Here is a 22,388-nt window from a genome sequence, read left to right as displayed (position 1 = left end):
TAACTTATCGAAGGACAAAAAAGTGCCAAAACCATTTAAAGTTGAATCTCGCCACTGGATGCTAATCGTAGCTCTCGGTATCGCCGTATATGCCAGTTATCGCTTGGTAGAACCTTATATTGGTCCGATCGTTATGGCATTCATTATTTCTTTGCTTTATTACCCATTGCACGCGCGAATCGAGTCAAAGTTCCCAAGTAAGCCTAACAGCACTGCAATACTTTCTTGTATCCTGCTGACGTTTATCATTGTGATCCCATTATTGATCGTATTCTCATCCATTGTGCACCAAGGAACGACCTTCTCTAAAGACAGTTACACTTGGTTCTCTTCTGGTGGGGCGAAAGAGCTACTTGCCCACCCTTATGTACAAAAAGCACTACTGCTGATTGATAAGTGGTCACCGTTTGAAAGCATTGATACACAAGCTATTTTACAAAAAATCGCCTCTGCTGCATCAAAGTTTGGTGCTCAACTACTTAACATCAGTGCAAAAATATTGGGAGATGCAACCAATTTCGTGATCAGCTTTATGCTAATGCTCTTCGTGTTATTTTTCTTACTACGCGATCACGCCAAAATGGTTAATGCGGTTCGCCATGTACTGCCTCTATCTCGTAGCCAAGAAGATGCACTACTGACCGAAGTTGAACAAGTGGCTAAATCTGCCGTTCTCGGCTCATTTCTCACGGCATTAGCACAAGGTTTTGCTGGCGGATTTGCCATGTGGCTAGCAGGTTTTCCTGGTTTATTCTGGGGTTCGATGATGGCTTTCGCTTCATTTATTCCTGTTTTTGGTACAGCATTGATCTGGCTGCCTGCGGCTCTGTATTTATTGCTAATTAATCAATGGGAATGGGCATTATTCTTAAGTGGCTGGGGCATTATTGTGGTGGGGTCTATCGACAACATTTTACGACCATTATTAATGCAAGGTAATTCAGGAATGAATACCTTACTCATTTTCTTCTCTATTTTGGGCGGCTTACATTTATTTGGCCTAATCGGTTTGATTTATGGCCCGATTATTTTTGCCGTCACATTAGTGCTCTTTAAGCTCTATGAAGTGGAATTTAAAGACTTTCTTGAGCAGCAAAATCAGAGTTAATTCCAGCCTAAACCTGAACAAATAGGTGCCGCCATTAATATGCGGCACCGCTCACCTTTTCATGCACGCTATTTTGTGGAACAATTCGCGCCCTTATTCAGTGATGTATTTTTTGAGGCCACCTATGTCTTACACCGCCGCGAGCCAAGTGGTTGCTCGTCAGTTAGCGTTTTTTGAAGGCCGAAAGGTACTTATTGCAGGCGAGCTAAGCGATGCTTACCCAGTAGAGTTAGCTAACGTTGCACAATCTGTCGCAGTATTTACGACTAACTTTGGTTACCACAGCTCTATGAGCCGTCATTCTAACATTGACTGCCATTTTGGTGCACAACTAGACGCTACGCTCGACATTGATATGCTATTAATTTACTGGCCGAAAGCAAAAGCTGAAGCTGATTACTTAATGTCGATGTTGCTGGCTAAATTTGGTCCTGAAACAGAGATATGCATTGTGGGTGAAAACCGCAGTGGTGTGCGCAGCGCTGAAAAAATGTTCCAACCTTATGGCCCCTTAACCAAATATGATTCAGCACGACGTTGCAGTTTCTACTGGGGACGCTGTGACAATGAGGTTAAATCCTTTAACCTTAATGATTGGTTTAAAAGCTACCCGATCAATGTCTCAGGTGTCGAACTTACCGTTCGCTCATTGCCCGGTGTCTTTAGCCATGGTGAATTTGATAACGGGTCAAAGTTACTGATTAATACCTTGCCTGCACTACGCGGTAAAGTACTCGACTTTGGCTGTGGTGCTGGTGTGCTGGGAGCAATCATGAAAGCCAAGCATCCACGTATTGAATTAGAATTGTGTGATATCAGTGCATTAGCAATAGAATCAGCAAAAGAAACGTTTAAAGTTAACCAGTTAGACGCGAAATTTACAGCTACTGATGTATATTCTGAACTGGAAGGCCCTTACAATTACTTAATCAGTAACCCTCCTTTCCATGCTGGCTTAAAAACCTTTTATGCTGCAACAGAAAACTTTATAGCTCAAGCACCTAACTACTTATTTAGCGACGGACAGTTAATCATTGTTGCCAATAGCTTTCTCAAGTATCCAGAACTGATTGAACAAAGTTTAGAGACTTGTAACGTTCTCGCCAATACGAATAAATTCACGATCTATTCGGCAAAGAAATAACGTATTCTGTCAAAAAGAGAATATTTAGCAGGCTGAAAAACATTCAGTCTGCTTAATTCTTCCCGTTTATAACCCCTTTCTCTCGTTAACACCGTCAATTTTGTGTTTCCGCACACGCTTCAACTTAGACTTACTTGATTACGCGAAAAAAGCGCCGTATAACTAAGTTGCATAGGATCTTACTGATTAGCAAATACTATATATGTCCATTTTAATACATATATAAACGTCAAAACCTATTTACCAACTACGACTTCAATCGGTTCACATACCATACATTCAGGCACAGGAATGCAGAATACCAAACGATTTAAACGTCTCCAGCATACTTTAATGTTGGCTTTTTTAGTGCTTAGTATTACCCCACTAACACTCTCGGCATTCTTTTTTCTTAATTCTCACACTAAAGATCTTGCTGAACAAAGCACTAATCATCTCGCATCCTTACTCGATAATAAGCAAAAACAGCTCAATAATTTTTTTACCGCCAGAGAATTGGATGTCCAAAGCTTCGCACGCTCTGAACTGTCAAATGCCAGTGGCGGGCGATTCTATGGCTTAGTCGGCGCTTTCAATCAATTGGGAGAAATTGACACCTTATTAAAAGGTACAACCAACAGCCGTTACTTCAAAGAAACGCTGACAACAAAAAATAAAAACTTTTCTAGCGACAATTCAGCAAGTTTCGTTGGTCACGAACGTTATCGTCTAATGTATAAACGCTATAACTGGGCTTATGAAGAGTACCTAAAACGTTCGGCTTTTAGTGACATTATGTTGGTCGATATAAACGGCAATGTGGTGTATTCCGTTTTTCAGCATAATAAATTTGGTTCCAATTTACTGGACGATAACAATCCATCGAATGCATTAAAAGAAACCTTTACCAAGATCCAAGCTAAAACGAAGAAGCACCAATTGGAGCCCGATGTCGTCCCTGTCGTGTTCACTGATTTCAGCCTCGATCCCTTTAGCAAAGAATATACGGCTTGGTTTGCAGCCCCTATCATTCAACAAGGTTATTTACATAGCTACGTATTTTTTAAGCTAAAGAATAAAACGATCAGTGACTTAATTAAGAATGCGAACTTAAGCACAAATTTCGTTCAGACGTTACTTATTGGTCCCGATCATAAATCACGTATCACTGACGGGAAAAGCGCTCCAGCGACTTTAACAAGCCAAAAAATTGATGCTGCACTAGCAGGAGAAAGTGGTGTAGGTAGTTTTAACAATTACAACAATGTCTCTGTTCTCAGTGCCTTCTCGCAGATCAATGTTATGGGAACCACCTGGGCCCTGTTGGTTGAATTACCCGAAAAAGAAGCCTTTGCACGTATCCATCAATTAGAAAAGCTTTTCTTCTTTGCCATGTTAACAGCCATTGTGTTGGTATTTATCTCTTCTCACTGGTTATCAAACTCTATTACCGCTCCACTACTACGGTTAACATGGGCAGCAGAGCGCGCCTCTGCTGGCGATTTAGAACAAGAAATAAAAGGCACAGAACGCAGCGATGAAATCGGACGATTAGCAATCAGTTTCGCTCGAATGCAACGCTCAATCAGAGAGAAGATCACACTCATTCGAGACCAAAATAACGAGCTAGAACAAAACTTAAAAGTCATTAGCCAACAAAACGAAAACCTTCAAGCAGCAGATAAATTAAAAGATGAATTCCTAGCAACAACATCACATGAATTACGTACACCACTACACGGTATGGTCGGCATTGCTGAATCACTTTTAGCGGGTGCAAATGGCCCGATTCAAAAATCACAACGTCGTCAATTAGAGATGATCATCAATAGCGGTCAACGTTTAACGAACCTCGTGGACGATCTGCTTGATTACCATAAAATGCGCTACGGTGATCTCGATATTAATAAGTACGCTGTAAACCTACCCTCTGCAGTACGCCTAGTACTCGAATTATCCAGTCACCTGCTGGGGAGTAAGCCTGTTCGCATTATCAATCAAATACCTAATGACTTACCGTTAGTATTAGCTGATGAACAGCGCCTTGAACAAATTCTTTATAATCTTGTTGGTAACGCGATTAAATATACCTCTGAAGGGAAGATCATCCTCTCTTCCACCGTATTAGAAAACCAAATACGCATTCAAGTTGTCGATACAGGGCAAGGCATTCCAGCGGAACAATTGGAACATATTTTTGAGCCGTTAATACAAGCAAACACTGGTTTGGCCAACTACCGTCAGGGCGCTGGGCTGGGGTTATCGATTAGTCGTCAATTAATCGACTTAATGGGAGGTCACCTCTATGTGAGTAGCCAACCAATGGTCGGTACAACATTCAGCTTTACCCTCAATTTAGCGTCAAATGAAGACATTGTGGCTAGCCAAAGCACCAATGGGAAAATTCACTTTCAAGCACCATCATCAGAAACCACCACATGTGAAACCGAAAATTTACCTGAAAACCCTGACGGTGAATTACTATTGGTCGTTGATGATGAACCCGTCAATTTGCAAGTCTTGAATAACTTCTTACGTTTAGAAGGTTATCGTGTTCTAACCGCAGACAGTGGTCCACAAGCACTGAAAATCATTGAACAACAACAGCCAGCTTTAATCCTGCTAGATATTATGATGCCTGAAATGAGTGGCTATGAGGTATGCCATATTTTACGCGAAGAATATTCCTTAATAGAGCTCCCCATCATAATGCTCTCAGCACTAGGGCAAGTTCAAGATAGGATCAAAGGTTTTGAATCTGGCGCTAATGATTATCTGACGAAACCATTCAATAAAGAAGAATTGATAGCCCGTATTAGTGCCCACCTTCAGGCTGGAAAAACAGAAGTACAGCGTCAGAAAAATGCAGCACTTCAACAAGAAATTCATCGCAGAGAACAAGTTGAAGTCGGTTTATTGACGACCCAAAGTCGTTTGCTTGGGTTACTAGAATCAACCAATGAAGCCATCCTTTGTGTACAAAATGAAGGGCGTATTCGCTATGCCAATAGTGCGGCAGGAAAGCTATTCAAACGCTCACCTGAACAGCTAGAACGCTATAACATTGAAGATATTCTAGTAACTCACTTACCTAATGATATTAGTCAAAGTCATCATTTCAATGGCAGCTTAACATTCCGGATTGGCGATGTTCTAAAACCACTCGATACTGATGTGATCAACTTACCTGAAGAATCAGGACTAAAACGAATGTTTGTATTTGATAATGAAGGTCCATCTGCTCAGCATCGAATTTCAATGCTAGAAGATGCGATCGACGTTTTATCAAGCTTTGCATTCGATGGCGACAAACACAATTTACAGCAGCTACGCGAACTTGGTGGAGAATTCACTCGCCTAGCAGATAAATTAGGGGATAACGGTAAAAATAAGGCTGATATGGTTCGTGAGCTATTAGTCGACGTCATGAAGGCGACACTAAAGTATTGGGAAACCGCTTCGCAAAAAACAAAGTTTGAATTAGCGGAAGAAAGTGGCTTATGGCGCGTATATTTAGATAGGAGTACCTTACAAACGCGAACTCTAGATAAATACCTACATGTTGAAACTTTACCTAAGACCCCACGCTGGCGAACGGTCATTAACACTATCGACTTTGTATTGGAACGTTGCACTGATTCGTCCATCGAACGTCATGAAGTGCAAACAATGCGAGACAAGCTACAGCACATTATTAGCCAATAACCCCCCCCCCTTTAGCCACTATCACTAAGACCTGCCATTTGCAGGTCTTTTGCTATCTCCCCCTTGAGCTCTCTTTCACTATTCAAGCCAATGTAAAGATGCCCATGTCCTACTGATACCGTCTATCTATACGGTTATAATTCCCTTTTTAAGTACGTTTTGTATGCTGAGAGTATGTCCTTTATTTCTTCATTCCCATCACTGCATTGAGCTTATTTCCAGTGCAAAATTATCATTTCGCTTACTGAAAAACATCATTAAACACTTCAGTGTCATGCTTAAAATTACAACAAAGTAAGGCCGTCCATCCTTAAAGATATATTTGTTTTTAAATATGAGAAGCGAATCACAACAAATCAAACGGTAAAATTTCACGCAGGGAATTAACTCATTCATGTCATTCGCATTACATCACACTCGTTCAGCGTTAGCCCTATAAGCCTATAAAAACTAAAGTAAGGGGTTTGCAGTTACTAACTTTAGAAGTGTAACGCCTAAAAATAATTGTGACATTAAGCACAACCAATCTCATTAGCAGGTTCACTCAACTACTCGGTATTAACGTTTTTAACAGCAGTGAAACTGTTTTTGACGTTTTTAACGGGCGACCACATTGACGCTTTTTCAATTTCGGAGTTTCCTAGGGTTACTTCGACCCTACAAGGCCATTCGCTAGATACTTTATTAGTTTCTTCGAAGTAGGTTCGAGTGCTCCACTTGGAGCAATCAATTTCCATAAGTGAAACTTAAGCAAAAGTAAGGAACAGCTATGCTTGCCAATATTAAGAAAACGAAGTTAGCGTTAGCGGTTGTTGCCGCAGCCGCTTCAGTATTAACGGCACCAATTGCCGCTGCTGCTGAACGTAATGAACTAACAATGGTACCAAAATTTTATCCTACATTTGTTCGTAACTTTAACCCGTTTCTTCAAACTCAATTAGATACCGTTCAAGATTTCATCTATGAGCCACTCGTAGTATTTAATGAACTGAAAGGTAACGAGCCAGTAATGCGTTTGGCGAAAGACTACTATATGTCTGACGACCTGATGCAGGTGACTTTCGTAATCCGTGATGGAGTGAAATGGTCTGACGGTAAAGCGTATACAGCTGAAGACGTTGCATTTACGTATGACATGCTGAAGAAATACCCTGAACTTGACCGTACCGGTATCAACCAACGCCTGAAATCAGTGATCGCTTCTGGTGATAAAGTTACTTTCAACCTGACTGAAGCAAACTCGAATGTGCCATACCTGATCAATAAAGTATCAGTTGTTCCTAAACATATCTGGAGCAAGGTAGAAGATCCTACACGTTTCACTAATGAGAACCCTGTAGGTACCGGTCCATTTACTGAAATCGAAACATTCACTCCGCAACTATACACCCAGTGCCGTAACCCTCAATACTGGGATAACGACAACCTAGATATTGACTGTCTGCGTCTACCACAAGTTGCTGGTAACGACCAGTTCTTGGGGCAGGTACTAAGCGGTCAGTACGACTGGACATACTCATTCATCCCTGATGTTGACAGCACTTACGCAGCAGCTAATCCGAATAATAAATACTGGTACCCTGCAGGTGGTAGCCAGGCCTTTATATTCAACTACAAGTCGCCGAATGCGGGCAACAATGAAGCGATTAACAACGTTGACTTCCGCCGTGCTTTCTCTATGGCCATCGATCGTGAAACCATTATCGATATCGCATTCTACGGCGGTGGTGTAGTAAACGATTACGCTTCCGGTCTAGGTCAGGCCTTTGAGGCATGGTCAGATGAAGCTGTTCATGAGAAGTACAAGCCATTTAATACCTACAACATTGATGCAGCAAAAGCATTGCTGAAAAAAGCGGGCTTTAAAGATATCGATGGTGACGGTTTCGTTGAGACCCCAACAGGTAAAAAGCTTGAGCTAGCAATTCAATCTCCAAGTGGTTGGACTGACTTCAACAACACGGTACAGCTCGGTGTAGAAATGCTTGAAGAGGTGGGAATTAAAGCGGAATCAAGTACCCCTGACTTCTCAATTTACAACCAAGCAATGCTTGATGCTAAATACGATGTTGCTTACACCAACTACTTCCATGGTGCAGATCCATACACCTACTGGGACAGTGCTTATCACTCACGTTTCCAAGCTAACGAAGGAATGCCTCGCTTTGCTCTTCATTACTGGAAAAATGCTGAGCTAGATAGCCTGCTTGACGGTTTCTACAAAACAGCAGACCGCGGTGAGCAAGTTAAGATCGCTCACAAAATCCAAAAAATCATTGCTGAAAACCAAGTAACAGTACCAGTCATGTCTGGTGCGTACACTTCTCAATACAACACCTCGCGCTTTACGGGCTGGTGGAATGAGAACAACCCGAAAGGCCGTCCAATGCCTATCACCAACACTCAAGAACGTCTTCTACAAGTACTTGATCTAAAGCCTAAAGCCTAAAGCATAATTTAGGTATTAACTTGCGGTGCACACATTGCGCACCGCCTCTTCCCCCCCACTCTTTAAAAGTAATGGCGCTCTGCGTCAGGGGGATTTCTGTCCTGAATCTAGCACAGGGAACAAATGCTGGATGATTAAGGTGTGAGTTATGGGATTTTTTATACGCCGGCTATCGTTTTATCTGATAGCTCTTTTATTTGCGGTGACGCTCAACTTTATTTTACCGCGGGCAATGCCTGGTGATCCGGTAACAATGATGTTCGCTAACGCATCGGTACAGGTAACACCTGAGCGTATCGCAGCAATGAAGCAACTATTGGGTTTTGTCGATGGTCCAATTTACCAGCAATACTTTATCTACCTCCAAGGAATTCTTTCTTGGGATCTAGGTATCTCAATTCAAACCTTCCCGCAGACAGTGAATGATGTCATGGCTGGAGCGGTAGGGTGGTCGTTATTCCTTGCAGGTACAGCGGTTATTTTAGCCTTCTGTTTAGGTTCGACCCTCGGTATTTTCGCTGCCTGGAAGCGAGGCAGTAAATACGATACCTTCATTTCACCAGGGATGATGGTTATTCAAGCAGTTCCTCCTGTGGTGGTAGCCATGTTGGTGCTGTACACCTTTGCAATCGGTACTAAATGGTTCCCTTCCACTTATGCGTATACCGCAGGTACAACGCCTGACTGGACCAGTTTTGCATTTATTAAAGATGTGCTCTATCACGCCGTGTTGCCTCTATTTTGTGCCACTATCATCCAAATTGGCGGCTTCTTGATCAACATGCGTAACAACATGATCAACTTGCTCAATGAAGACTATATCACCATGGCAAAAGGTAAAGGGTTAAGTGAAAACCGCGTGGTATTCAACTACGCAGCACGAAACGCCCTGCTGCCTAGTGTAACAGCTCTTTCGATGGCACTCGGTCTGGCAATTGGCGGTCAGCTAATTATCGAGATGATCTTTAACTATCCAGGGTTAGGTACTGTCCTTCTTAACGCAATTAACGCGCGTGATTATCAAGTGTTGCAAGGTCAGCTACTTATCATGACCCTATTTATGCTGTTCTTTAACTTCATGGCCGACATCCTCATCGTGGCACTTGACCCTCGCCTACGTAAAGGAGGTAAATAATTATGAAAGGTTTAATTAAGCTACTTTCTGGTAACCCAAAAGCCCTTGCCGGCTTAAGCATAATCATCCTATTCGTCTTGGCCGCTATTATGGCTCCATTCATTACAGACCATGCTCCTAACAAGAGAACGGGGAGCCCGCATGAATACCCAGCGTTTGTCGTTAAGGCTGCACAAAATAATCCAGATGGTTGGGTTGCCGAAAACCTAGCCGATAACCCTCGTACTTTACGGATGTCAAAAGAAGCCGATCACGTACTAGGCACAACTCGACTGGGACGTGATGTTTGGTCGCAAGTTGTGTACGGCGCACGTACCTCACTTGCTGTCGGCTTTGGCGCTGGCTTAATGGTGTGCTTTCTGGCAACGCTGGTAGGTGTTTCAGCTGGTTACTTCGGAGGTCGAGTTGATGACATTCTCTCTGCCGCCATGAACATCATGCTCGTAATACCACAGCTACCCTTATTGTTTGTTCTCGCCGCCTTCATTGGTAAAGCGGGACCTGAAACCATCGCATTGGTTATCGGGATAACCGCCTGGGCATGGGGTGCACGTGTCGTTAGAGCGCAGACCTTATCAATCAGAGAGAAAGAATTTATTAAAGCCGCTGAAGTATTAGGTGAATCACGTGTACGCATTATCTTTGTCGAGATTCTACCGAACCTTATTTCTATCGTTGGTGCTAGCTTCATCGGCTCAGTAATGTTGGCAATTATGACCGAAGCAACATTATCGTACTTAGGGCTAGGTGATCCGAGCACTATCAGTTGGGGCATGATGTTGTACAACGTTCAAACATCTTCTTCGATGCTCGTCGGTGCATGGTGGGAGCTATTCGTACCTTGTATGGCACTCATATTTATTGCTGTCGGTCTTGCTCTGCTTAACTTTGCGGTAGATGAAATTGCAAACCCACAACTGCGTTCTCACAAAGGCATGCGACGCTGGGAAAAAATGGAGAAACAGAATAAAAAAGCTCATAAAGCGGCACTTAAAGCAGCTCAGCCAGCCTTTCAGGGAGGAGAACAGTAATGACTAATCCACAAGTCTCCATTCGTAACCTTTGTGTTGACTACATCACAGAAGCTGGCGATGTACGTGCAGTGAACAATGTCAGCTTTGACATAGGTAAAGGCGAGATATTCGGTTTGGCCGGTGAGTCTGGCTGTGGTAAATCAACCGTGGCAATGGCATTAATGCGTTTACATAAGCCACCCGCATTTATCACTGGTGGCGAAGTTATCTTTGACGGTCATGGTGACATTTTAAAACACAGCGAAGCTGATATGACAGCGTTTCGCTGGAGTCAGATGTCAATGGTTTTCCAAAGTGCCATGAACGCACTTAACCCTGTACTCACACTGGAAGAGCAGTTTTGCGACGTGCTAATGCGTCACACTAACATGAGCCGTAAACAAGCGATTCGCCGTGCTGAAGGGCTGCTAGAAATTGTTGATATTCACCCTAATCGTCTGCGCGACTACCCGCATCAGTTCTCGGGGGGGATGCGTCAACGTCTGGTAATCGCTATAGCACTGGCTCTGAATCCGAAAATGATCATCATGGATGAGCCAACAACAGCCTTGGATGTTGTGGTGCAACGTGAAATTCTACAAAAAATCTATGCACTAAAAGAAGAATTTGGCTTCTCGATACTATTCATTACCCATGATATATCGCTAATGGTCGAGTTCTCAAATCGTATTGGCATCATGTATTCCGGCGAATTGATCGAAGTTGCACCATCAAAACAAATACTTGAACAACCTTTCCACCCTTACACAGAAGGATTGGGAAATTCATTTCCACCACTGACTGGTCCTAAAACGCGCCTCACTGGCATCCCAGGTAATCCATTGAACTTATTGGAAATACCTCAAGGTTGCCGTTTTCAAGCGCGCTGTAACAAAGCCTATGATGCCTGTTTCAGCACGCCCACTAAATTACGCCAACTTGAACCAGGTCGTTTATCAAACTGCCACCTATTCAATAAAAGCAGTAAATAAAAAGTAGGAAGTTATTGGGAGGCATTATGAACAAACCTGTCGGACAACCAATTATTGAAGGTAAAAATCTGATTAAAGATTTTGAGGTCAATAGTAACTCATTAAAGAAATCCAAGATGCGTGCAATCAACGACGTGTCATTCAAAATGTATAAAAGCCGCGGCTTGGCCGTGGTTGGCGAATCGGGTTCAGGTAAATCGACCACCGCTAAAATGATTGCAAAAATGTATCCACCAACAGGGGGGCACATTGAGCATTATGGTCGCGATATTGCAGAGATCACCAAGCACCGCGATTTAATGCAGTTCCGCCAGGGTGTACAGATGGTATGGCAAGACCCATTTGGGTCACTAAACCCAACCCATACTATTTTCCATCACATTGCTCGACCATTACTGATCCATAAAAAAGTATCGCCAAGTAATAAAAAAGAATTGGAAGAAAAAGTATATAGCTTGCTTGAACAGGTTGGACTAATCCCGCCTAAAGCAACGGCGGCGAAATTCCCTCACCAGCTATCAGGCGGTCAACGTCAGCGTGTCAATTTAGCGCGTAATATTGCAGTAGGTGCTGAAGTCGTACTGGCTGATGAACCCACTTCCATGCTGGATGTTTCTATCCGTGCAGGTGTACTTAACTTAATGGAAGAAATGAAGTTTGAGCGTGAAATGGCGCTGCTTTATATCACTCACGATATTGCCACAGCCCGTTACATCGCTGAAGACCTTGCCGTTATGTACGTCGGTCACATGGTTGAATGGGGAGATACCGAAGAGATCATTCACGATCCTCAACATCCATATACCCAACTGCTTGTTTCAGCTGTACCCGATCCAAGTAAATCAATCCATACCAAGTTAAAAGGTAATAAAGGTGAAATCCCATTGTGGACACCAGAGAGCCTAGGTTGTCCGTTTGCTGGTCGTTGTACTCATGCAATGGATAAATGCCGAGAAAAGCTACCTGAAATTTCTCAATTATCAGACAACCACTTTGTACGTTGCTATTTATTTGAAAATTAATCGTATTAAAAATAGTAACTAAGTTACAAATCGGAGGATACATGCAGCTGTTAACAAATCATCTTGGTTATGAACGCCTTGGAGCAAAACAAGCAATATTGCAGGCGCAGCCAGCGCTTGCATTGCATCATGCAGATCTCATCTGTTGCCAAAGCGGTCAATCCATTATGCAGCTGCCCCTTCAGGCCTGTGGTCCAGTTGCACAATGGCATATCGGTGACACCTACTCTATCGATTTCACTGCATTAGATATTTGTGGCGACTATCGTATTCGTGTAGGTGACACCGAGTCAGCCTCTTTTCGTGTGGCCGAGGGGCTATTAATGCAAGACACTTTCAGTGATGTTTTACATTATTTTAAATCTCAACGTTGTTCTGGAATTTACGAATGTGCAGATAAGAAAGTGCCGTTATTCGGCACTAACGAAACCGTTGATGTACATGGTGGCTGGTATGATGCATCAGGTGACGTAAGTAAATATTTCAGTCACTTATCTTATGGTAATTATTTCAATCCTCAACAAACACCTATGGTTGTTTGGAACATGCTAACGGCATACGAGGTGCTAGAAGACGAAGAAAGTATTGCTGATTTTACCCGCGTTCGTTTAGTCGAAGAAGCGCTTTATGGGGCTGACTTTTTACTGCTAATGCAACATCCGCAAGGCTACTTCTATATGACAGTATTCGACCAGTGGAGTAAATCGACAGAGCAACGTGAAGTCTGTGCTTTCTCAACCCAAGATGGTCATAAGTCTGCTGATTACCAAGCAGGATTTCGCCAAGGAGCAGGCGTCGCGATTGCCGCTCTAGCAGCTGCGTCACGCTTATCAAACTTAGCATCAACCTCTCGCATTCCACAGTGTGGCGATATTAAAACAGACACGTATTTAGATGCTGCTAAAAAAGGCTATTGGCACCTAAAAGAAATGAATCATCAATATCTCAATAACGGACAAGAAAATATTATTGATGAATATTGTGCGTTATTAGCATCTGTTGAGTTATATCGTTCTACTCAAGAAACTAACTTCTTAGCTGAAGCTCGAATCTGGGCTGATAAATTAATGGCTCGCCAAATGTCAGACTATAATTTTGCTCACTATTGGGCAGCTAACGATGATGGCAGCCGACCGTACTTTCATGCAGCAGAAGCTGGTTTACCAGCCATAGCCTTAATGCAATATTTACAGATTGAAGCGCATGCTCAGCGAACTGAGCAGTGCCAATCTGTATTGCTAAATGCGTTGAAGTTTGAGTTATCAATTACCCATGAAGTGAACAATCCATTTGGCTATCCTCGCCAATACACCAAAGCAGTCAATGGAGACAAACAATCCGCTTTCTTTATGCCACACGATAATGAAACGGGTTATTGGTGGCAGGGAGAAAATGCCCGTATTGCATCCCTCATTACCATGGCTTATATGGCACAAAACACCATTAATGATAAGGACATAAAAAGTCAATTAATGACCTATGCCCATCGCTTAACTGATTGGATTTTAGGTTTAAATCCATTCGATATGTGCATGCTTGATGGTCATGGTCGAAATAACCCCGACTATCTACCAAAACTCGGTTTCAGTAATGCAAAAGGCGGCGTATGTAATGGCATTACTTCCGGCTTTGAAAATGAACAAGGCATAGCATTTAAACCTGAAAAACAAAGGGATGACATGCTACAAAACTGGCGTTGGGGAGAACAATGGATCCCGCATGGCGCTTGGTATTTACTGGCGATCACAATGCAATTTAAGGAGCGTCAACATGCTTAGTCATGTCCAATACTATGTGGGCGTCGATGGAGGTGGTACATCTTGCCGTGCACGTATTTGCGATCTAAACGGTAATACTTTAGGTGAAGCAAAAACAGGCAGTGCCAATATTCTATTAGGTGGTGATATCGCAATGGCTTCTATACAAGATGCCATTGCAACAGCTGCCGCCCAAGCGCAACTATTACCCTCTGATTTTCAATTGATGTCAGTTGGGCTTGCGCTGGCTGGTGCTGAACAAAAGAGTGCTTGGTATGCCTTTATGGCGCAACCGCACCCTTACGCAACGGTCACTTTAAATACCGATGCTTACGGGGCTTGCTTAGGGGCTTGGAATGGTAATGATGGCGCCATTCTAATTGCAGGCACAGGATCATGCGGTATTTTCTTACACCATGGCGAACAGCACATTGTTGGAGGTCGAGAATTCCCAATTTCAGATCAAGGAGGCGGGGCTGTTATGGGGCTTCGTCTTATTCAGCAAGTATTACTAAGTGCTGATGGCATTATTCCTCAAACAGCGCTATCTCAGCATGTATTGACGCATTTTAACCATGATATTGACGCGATTGTTAGCTGGTCTAAAACAGCAAGACCTTGTGATTATGGTCAATTCTCTCCTGCGATTTTTTCTTATGCATCTGAAGGCGATGAACTTGCGATTTCCATGTTACAGCAAACTGCCTCAGATATTTCAATGTTGATGAATGCCTTGATTCACCGTGGTGCCGATAAAATTTGCTTAATGGGCAGTATTGCCGAACGCATTTATGCTTGGTTAGCTCCGCCTCTTCAGCACCGTATTGCGACACCGCAAGGTGATGCGATGGATGGTGCTATCGCCATGGCCAAAAGCTCTCACAACCTGTATCCACTTTAAGAGGTTATTATGAGTTATCGTGTCGACTTTACCGTAATCAGAAAAACAGAGAATGAATCTCGCTTTGCTCTCACATTACATAACCTTACTGATCAACCAGTAGATAATTGGTCTCTTCATTTTACGGTTGGCCGTTGGATTAAATCAGAATCAATCTCTAATGGGTCGATAACACAGCTAGGCAGTTACTGTACTTTATCACCTAATTCTTCTGAGCATTTGGCACCCAATAGCCATTTTTATACTGAATTTTCAATGGGGACGAGCCCGTTTACGTTACATGATGATGGTATTCCCGACGCTTTTCTGGCGATTAATACCGATGACCATACCATCATCCCGCGAGCTGTTGAGGTCACTTGCATCGACTTAGGTCAACCCGCAATAGAAAGACTGACAACCCCCTTACCAGCGGCAAAAGCAATCAATTTAATTCCTGTGCCAAATAAACTGAAAGTATTAGGCGGAGAATTTGCATTCACTCAACACACCGCAATTACTACACCAGATACAATGGCGCAAGGTGCTGTGCACTGGTTACAAAGCGAGCTAGAAAAGCAGTTACACGATGCGATGCCAATTAACGATAACGGTAATATACATTTTCAATATCACGCTAATTTCATAAACGGTGCCTACCGTATTCTGATCGAACAAGATAATGTTTGGCTTCAAGCTAGCACTGAATCTGGTTTTGTGAATGCGGCATCGAGTTTGTTGCAACTACTTCCAACAGCACCTCGTCACGATGCCTCTGCAGCTTATGTTATTCCCATGGTTGAAATTGAAGATCAACCTTATTATGCATACCGCGGCATGATGCTAGATTGTTCTCGACACTTCCATTCAACCAAAAGAATCAAGCACTTACTTGATCAATTGGCTCGCTACAAGTTCAATACTTTCCATTGGCATCTCACCGACGATGAAGGGTGGCGCATCGAAATAGACGCCTACCCTGAACTGACAAACATTGGTGCATGGCGTGGTCCGAATGAAGATATCCAGCCTCAATTCACCACAATAGATCAACGTTACGGTGGCTTTTATAGTAAAGCAGAGGTTCGAGATCTTATTGCTTACGCACATGATCGTGGGATCACCATCATCCCTGAAATCGATATTCCGGGACACTGCCGAGCTGCCATAAAGTCATTGCCCGATTTACTTATCGATCCTAATGATCATTCCGTTTATCGCAGTATTCAGGGTTATTCCGATAACGTGCTATCACCAGCACTTGAAGGCACTTACACCTTCATCTCTACGGTATTAAATGAGATTTGTGACTTGTTTCCGGCACCATATATCCATATCGGTGGTGATGAAGTACCCAAAGGAGTATGGACCGACAGTGAAGGTTGTCAGCAATTAATGCAGCAACACGGATACCAAAACCCAATCGAGCTACAGGGTCATTTACTTAAATTTGCTGAAGGTATTATTCAAGCAAAAGGCAAACGAATGATGGGCTGGGAAGAAGTAACCAAGGGCGACAAAGTCAGTAAAGAGACCATGATCTTCTCTTGGCAAAACGAAGACGCAGGGTTGATTTCAGCCCAACAAGGCTATGACGTCATCATGCAACCAGCTCAATATACCTATCTCGATTTAGCGCAAGGATTCTCTGCTGATGAACCTGGGGTTGATTGGGCCGGAAAAGTCCCTCTCGAAACTGTTTATAGCTATCAACCATTTTCTAAATTAAGCACTGAGGATCCAGCACATCAACGCATCATCGGTATTCAAGCTGGGTTGTGGTGCGAACTTATCAATAATCAAAGCCGTTTCGAATACATGCTTTTTCCACGCTTATTAGCAATCGCTGAAGTATGTTGGAGCCAGCCCACACAACGCAATTGGGATGACTTTAAAGCACGTCTTAAAGGTCAACTCTGCTACTTAGATAAAGCGGGCATAAACTACCGCCGCTGTGAATAACCACTCACGGAAAGTAAATATTTAGAAGGATTAGAAACAATGAAATACGGTTATTTTGATAATGACAACAGAGAGTACGTTATCACTCGTCCAGATGTGCCAGCACCATGGACTAACTATCTTGGTACTGAAAAATTCTGTACTGTAATTTCACATAATGCGGGTGGTTACTCATTTTACAATTCACCTGAATATAATCGCATAACCAAATTTCGTCCAAATGCATCGTTTGATCGCCCTGGTCACTATGTCTATCTCCGTGATGATGAAACGGGAGATTACTGGTCAATTTCTTGGCAGCCAGTGGCTAAAAGTCTTGATGAAGCAAGCTACGAAGTTCGTCATGGTTTGTCTTACTCAAAATTCAAATGTGAATACAACGGTATTACAGCGTCAAAAACTCTTTTCGTGCCAAAAGGCGAAGATGCTGAAGTGTGGGATGTTGTCATTAAAAATGACAGTGACAAGCCGCGAACCATCAGCGCATTTTCATTTGTTGAGTTTTCATTCAGTCACATAGAGTCTGATAACCAAAACCACCAGATGAGCTTATACTCTGCAGGCACGTCTTATGAAGATGGTGTCATCGAGTACGATCTTTACTATAACACCAGTGAATTTGAAGGCTTTTACTACCTAGCTTCAACGTTTGATCCTGATAGCTACGATGGTCAACGTGACTCATTCCTTGGTTTATACCGTGACGAATCAAACCCTATCGCTGTAGAGCAAGGTAAGTGTTCGAACACCGCACAAACTTGTTATAACCATTGTGGTTCTTTGCATAAACAATTTGTGATTCAGCCAGGTGAAGAAGTACGTTTTGTTTATATCTTAGGTTTAGGTAAAGGCAATGGTGCTAAGCTGCGCGCTAAATACCAAAACTTAGAAAATGTTGATGCTGCATTTGCAGGTATCAAAGCTCATTGGGATGAGCGCTGTGCAAAGTTCCAAGTAAAATCGCCAAACGAAGGTCTAGATACCATGTTAAATACCTGGACCTTATATCAGGCTGAAACATGTGTAGTTTGGTCGCGCTTTGCTTCCTTTATTGAAGTCGGCGGACGTACAGGCCTTGGTTATCGAGATACAGCACAAGATGCAATGGCAGTGCCTCATTCAAACCCTGAGATGACCAAGAAACGCCTGATCGATCTTCTTCGAGGACAAGTAAAAGCAGGTTATGGCCTTCACCTATTTGATCCAGATTGGTTTGATCCAGAAAAAGCTAATATTGAACCATCCAAATCCCCAACCGTCGTTCCAACACCAAGCGACGAAGATAAGATCCATGGTATCGAAGACACCTGCTCTGACGATCACTTATGGTTAGTACCGACTATCTGTCGTTACGTTATGGAAACTGGCGAAACTGATTTCTTTAATGAAGTCATTCCTTTTGCTGATGGTGGTGAAGCAACCGTTTATGACCACATGAAAGCGGCACTTGATTTCACAGCTGAACATGTAGGACGAACAGGTATTGCTAAAGGATTACGAGCGGATTGGAATGATTGCTTAAATCTTGGTGGCGGTGAATCATCAATGGTTGCCTTCCTTCATTACTGGGCAATTACAGAGTTTATCGACCTCGCTAAATTCTTAGGTAAAGACGAAGACATTGCACGTTATGCAGATATGGCTGGCGGTGTACAAAATGCCTGTGAAAATCACCTGTGGGACGAAGACGGCGGTTGGTATATTCGAGGTATCACTAAGCATGGCGACAAAGTAGGTACTAACGAACAAACCGAAGGAAAAGTGCATTTAGAGTCTAATACCTGGGCTGTTGTATCAGGTGCAGTTACCCAAGAGCGTGGCGAAAAAGCAATGAATGCGGTCGATGAGTACCTTTATTCAGACTATGGCCTTCACTTAAATGCTCCTTCTTTTGCTACACCAAATGATGACATTGGCTTTGTCACCCGCGTTTATCAAGGTGTAAAAGAGAATGGTGCAATCTTCTCTCATCCGAATCCATGGGCTTGGGTCGCTGAAGCGAAGCTTGGTCGCGGTGATCAAGCGATGAAATTCTACGATGCACTTAACCCATATAACCAAAATGACATGATTGAAAAGCGTATAACAGAACCTTACTCCTACGTTCAGTTCATTATGGGACGCGATCACCAAGATCATGGTCGTGCAAACCACCCATGGTTAACGGGTACTTCTGGTTGGGCTTATATTTCCGCAACTAACTTTATTCTCGGTGTCCGTTTAAGCTTTGACGGTCTAATTATCGATCCATGTATTCCAACTGACTGGCCAGGTTTTGACGTTACGCGTCAATGGCGAGGGGCAACTTACAACATCAATGTTGTAAATCCAAACCATGTTAGCAAAGGCATTGCTTCTATTACATTAAACGGTGAAACAGTTGATGGGGCAATTGCACCTCAAGCTGAAGGCACGGTTAATACTGTAACAGTGGTAATGGGTTAAATATTCTTGGGGATAACTTTTATCCCCACTTTAATTTTCGATTGAGAGAAATAGGAGTTCCATCATGATTCAGTTTGGAACAGGTGGCTGGCGCGCCTTAATTGGTGAAGAATTTACTCGTGAAAATGTCCGATTAGTTGCACAGGCTCTTGCCAATATTATGCATAACGAAAATGTTATCGATAATGGTTTTGTTATAGGTTACGACCGTCGATTTTTATCAGATAAAGCAGCAGCATGGTTTGCAGAAGTGCTCGCTGGAAATGGAATTACAGTTAGTTTTATAGATAAATATGTCCCTACACCTGTCGTAATGTTCGAATCAAAAGAGACAGGTGCAACATATTCAGCTTGTATCACTGCTTCTCACAACCCTGCTGATTACAACGGCATTAAGATCTTCATTGAAGGTGGCCGTGATGCGGATGAAATTATTACGCACAAAATTGAACAACAAGTTCAAGGGCTAACAAATAGTGATATTAAACGCGTAGATTTTGATGAGGCACTGAAATCACAAACAATCAAAATCATTAATCCTATGAATGCCTTTGTCGACTCAATCATTAACTTTATTGATATCGAAGCGATTAAGAAAGCTAACTTACGTGTATTGATTGACCCTATGTTTGGTGTCGCTAAAAATGCATTACAAACAGTGTTAATTTCAGGTCGCTGCGACGTTGATGTTATCCATGATGATCAAAATCCATCTTTTGGTGGCTTAATGCCATCACCAAATGCAGCAACACTATATCGTCTAAAGCACTTAGTTGCTCACGAGGGTTATGATATTGGGATTGGAACTGATGGTGATGCTGATCGTCTCGGGATTATCGATGAAAAAGGTAACTTCATTCATCCCAACGAAGTACTTCTATTACTTTACTACTACATGTTGGAATACAAAGGCTGGAAAGGCTCTGTTGTACGCAACATAGCAACCACACATTTACTAGATAAAGTAGCAACAGCCCATGACGAAAAATGTTTTGAAGTGCCTGTAGGCTTTAAGCATATCAGCTCACAAATGGAAGCCGATGACTCTTTAATTGGCGGAGAGAGTTCTGGTGGTTTGACTATTCGCGGACATATTAAAGGAAAAGATGGTGTTTTTGCATCTAGTTTATTGGTCGAAATGATCAGTGTAACTAACAAGAAACTATCTGAAATGCTTGATGAAATCTACAGCAAATATGGTTATGCCTACACCGCCGAAGGTGACTGTACATTTAAAGCATCAGATCGCGAACGTCTATATAACAAAATCTATATTGATAAAGAGTTACCTGAATTTAATTACGATATAGACAAAGTTAGCTACGCCGATGGCGCTAAAGTGTATTTTAAAAATGGAGGTTGGGCATTAGCGCGCTTCTCTGGCACCGAGCCTTTACTGCGCTTATTCGTTGAAATGGAAGATAAAGTAAAAGCAGAAGCAGTACTGCTACAAATGAAAGAGTTCTTAAAAGTATAAGTCTTTCTTTTATAAACACTGTTTACCGTATTCATTGTTGGTCCTATCGTAACGTGCTATATAGCTGTTACATTTCGCAAATCTATTCATTTAGGTTATCGCGCCAGGGTAGTTAGTTACTACCCTTTTTCTTTTGATAATAATCTAATTTTCATTCTACTTTATGCCTGTCAATATGCATCTTTGCCATTGTTACTGATTTGTCCTACGCAATTCACTGATCATTTAATTAGCTAGATTAGTATAATTACCCTACATTTCAATAACTGTATACCTATAAATATACCATTATTAAATAACATCTATTGATCACAACATGAGATAAAAACAACGCGCACAATGCAATTAGAGAACCTAACCGTAAATCATTTAGTCATTTATGATGACAAGGAGTTAATATGAAAAAGGTTACTTTTACCCTCATAGCCATAATGATGGCCATTTTATTCACAGAACACTTTAATTCATTTGTCATCGGGTTTAGTTTAGCCATGATAGCGGTGACAATAGGTTACTACATTGCTTATCAAGCGATCCTAAAACCACAGTACACTATGAGTTATCTCGTACTCGCAGTTGTCAGTAAGCTAACCATTACAGTGGCAGGCATTATCGGAGTTTTTACAAGCAATATAATCCACTCTCCTATTACCTTTCTCGTTGCCTATGTCTTATTCTCTGTATTAATGACATATTTAGCTTCAACATATCGGTCTTTACAGCGAGAGAAAAAAGATAATCAACAACAAGAATTTCTGCGCACGGGGCTATATAAAGCCATCTAGTTAAGAATAAAGTCAGCTTTATTTTTCTACTGACGTAAAAAGCCCTAATCTTTCCTGCTCTACCTTAAAGAGGGGCTTCTTCAATAATGGCTACGTTAACGGGACTTTCTATTTACCTCGAAACCTGCGCGACCCTCGGCGTGGCAGGCCGCTAAGCTCTAAATAAAAAGCCTAATCAACTGAACTACTACTCCGCATTATCTATTCAGTTTCCATTTTCTATAGACGTAAAAAAGCCCTAATCTTTCCTGCTCTACCTTAAAGAGGGGGCTTCTTCAATAATGGCTACGTTAACGGGACTTTCTATTTACCTCGAAACCTGCGCGACCCTCGGCGTGGCAGGCCGCTAAGCTCTAAATAAAAAGCCTAATCAACTGAACTACCACTCCGCATTATCTATTCAGTTTCCATTTTCTATAGACGTAAAAAAGCCCTAATCTTTCGATTAGGGCTTCTTCAATAATGGCGGAGTGGACGGGACTCGAACCCGCGACCCCCGGCGTGACAGGCCGGTATTCTAACCAACTGAACTACC

The 22,388-nt window shown here is 42.4% G+C and carries 14 protein-coding genes; all 14 read left to right on the top strand.

What is annotated here, in order from left to right:
• Positions 1 to 22: 22 nt before the first annotated feature.
• Positions 23 to 1,108 (top strand): AI-2E family transporter, encoded by a 1,086-nt coding sequence (locus C9J47_RS18785; RefSeq protein ID WP_107254869.1) that lies wholly within the window; start codon positions 23 to 25, stop codon positions 1,106 to 1,108.
• 124 nt (positions 1,109 to 1,232) lie between these two features.
• Positions 1,233 to 2,252: a 16S rRNA (guanine(1207)-N(2))-methyltransferase RsmC gene (gene rsmC / locus C9J47_RS18780; RefSeq protein WP_107254868.1), complete on the top strand. Its 1,020-nt coding sequence runs from the start codon at positions 1,233 to 1,235 to the stop codon at positions 2,250 to 2,252.
• Between the two features lie 291 nt (positions 2,253 to 2,543).
• Positions 2,544 to 5,936, top strand: coding sequence for a response regulator (locus C9J47_RS18775; RefSeq protein WP_170107547.1), 3,393 nt, complete (start codon positions 2,544 to 2,546; stop codon positions 5,934 to 5,936).
• Positions 5,937 to 6,705: 769 nt separating this feature from the next.
• The gene (locus C9J47_RS18770) at positions 6,706 to 8,385 is read left to right on the top strand and encodes an ABC transporter substrate-binding protein (RefSeq protein ID WP_107254867.1); all 1,680 of its coding nucleotides are present in this window, start codon (positions 6,706 to 6,708) and stop codon (positions 8,383 to 8,385) included.
• Positions 8,386 to 8,533: 148 nt separating this feature from the next.
• A complete protein-coding gene (locus C9J47_RS18765) occupies positions 8,534 to 9,520 on the top strand; it encodes an ABC transporter permease (RefSeq protein ID WP_107254866.1) in 987 nt (328 codons plus the stop codon).
• A gap of 2 nt (positions 9,521 to 9,522) precedes the next feature.
• Positions 9,523 to 10,551: an ABC transporter permease gene (locus tag C9J47_RS18760; RefSeq protein ID WP_107254865.1), complete on the top strand. Its 1,029-nt coding sequence runs from the start codon at positions 9,523 to 9,525 to the stop codon at positions 10,549 to 10,551.
• Positions 10,551 to 11,525: an ABC transporter ATP-binding protein gene (locus C9J47_RS18755; RefSeq protein WP_107254864.1), complete on the top strand. Its 975-nt coding sequence runs from the start codon at positions 10,551 to 10,553 to the stop codon at positions 11,523 to 11,525. The genes C9J47_RS18760 and C9J47_RS18755 overlap by 1 nt, the downstream gene beginning before the upstream one ends.
• A 26-nt stretch (positions 11,526 to 11,551) precedes the next feature.
• Complete coding sequence (locus C9J47_RS18750) at positions 11,552 to 12,547, top strand: ABC transporter ATP-binding protein (RefSeq protein ID WP_107254863.1); 996 nt, start codon at positions 11,552 to 11,554, stop codon at positions 12,545 to 12,547.
• A 41-nt stretch (positions 12,548 to 12,588) separates the two neighbouring features.
• Positions 12,589 to 14,325 (top strand): glycoside hydrolase family 9 protein, encoded by a 1,737-nt coding sequence (locus C9J47_RS18745; RefSeq protein ID WP_107254862.1) that lies wholly within the window; start codon positions 12,589 to 12,591, stop codon positions 14,323 to 14,325.
• Entirely contained in the window at positions 14,318 to 15,205 is an 888-nt protein-coding gene (locus tag C9J47_RS18740) for a glucosamine kinase nucleotide-binding domain-containing protein (protein ID WP_107254861.1), read from the top strand. Before C9J47_RS18745 ends, C9J47_RS18740 begins: the two co-directional genes overlap by 8 nt.
• Before the next feature lie 9 nt (positions 15,206 to 15,214).
• Positions 15,215 to 17,146: a beta-N-acetylhexosaminidase gene (locus tag C9J47_RS18735; protein WP_107254860.1), complete on the top strand. Its 1,932-nt coding sequence runs from the start codon at positions 15,215 to 15,217 to the stop codon at positions 17,144 to 17,146.
• Positions 17,147 to 17,185: 39 nt separating this feature from the next.
• Positions 17,186 to 19,591 (top strand): glycoside hydrolase family 94 protein, encoded by a 2,406-nt coding sequence (locus C9J47_RS18730; protein ID WP_107254859.1) that lies wholly within the window; start codon positions 17,186 to 17,188, stop codon positions 19,589 to 19,591.
• Between the two features lie 64 nt (positions 19,592 to 19,655).
• Complete coding sequence (locus tag C9J47_RS18725; protein WP_107254858.1) at positions 19,656 to 21,068, top strand: phosphoglucomutase/phosphomannomutase family protein; 1,413 nt, start codon at positions 19,656 to 19,658, stop codon at positions 21,066 to 21,068.
• A gap of 398 nt (positions 21,069 to 21,466) precedes the next feature.
• Positions 21,467 to 21,853 carry a hypothetical protein gene (locus C9J47_RS18720; RefSeq protein ID WP_107254857.1) on the top strand — a complete coding sequence of 129 codons (387 nt, stop codon included), beginning with the start codon at positions 21,467 to 21,469 and terminating at the stop codon, positions 21,851 to 21,853.
• Positions 21,854 to 22,388: the final 535 nt, after the last annotated feature.

The sequence above is a fragment of the Photobacterium indicum genome, from assembly GCF_003026215.1.
GTDB classification, from domain to species: Bacteria; Pseudomonadota; Gammaproteobacteria; order Enterobacterales; family Vibrionaceae; genus Photobacterium; species Photobacterium indicum.
Note: the sequence above shows the minus strand (reverse complement) of the source record. Positions and strands in the feature narration are given on the sequence as shown.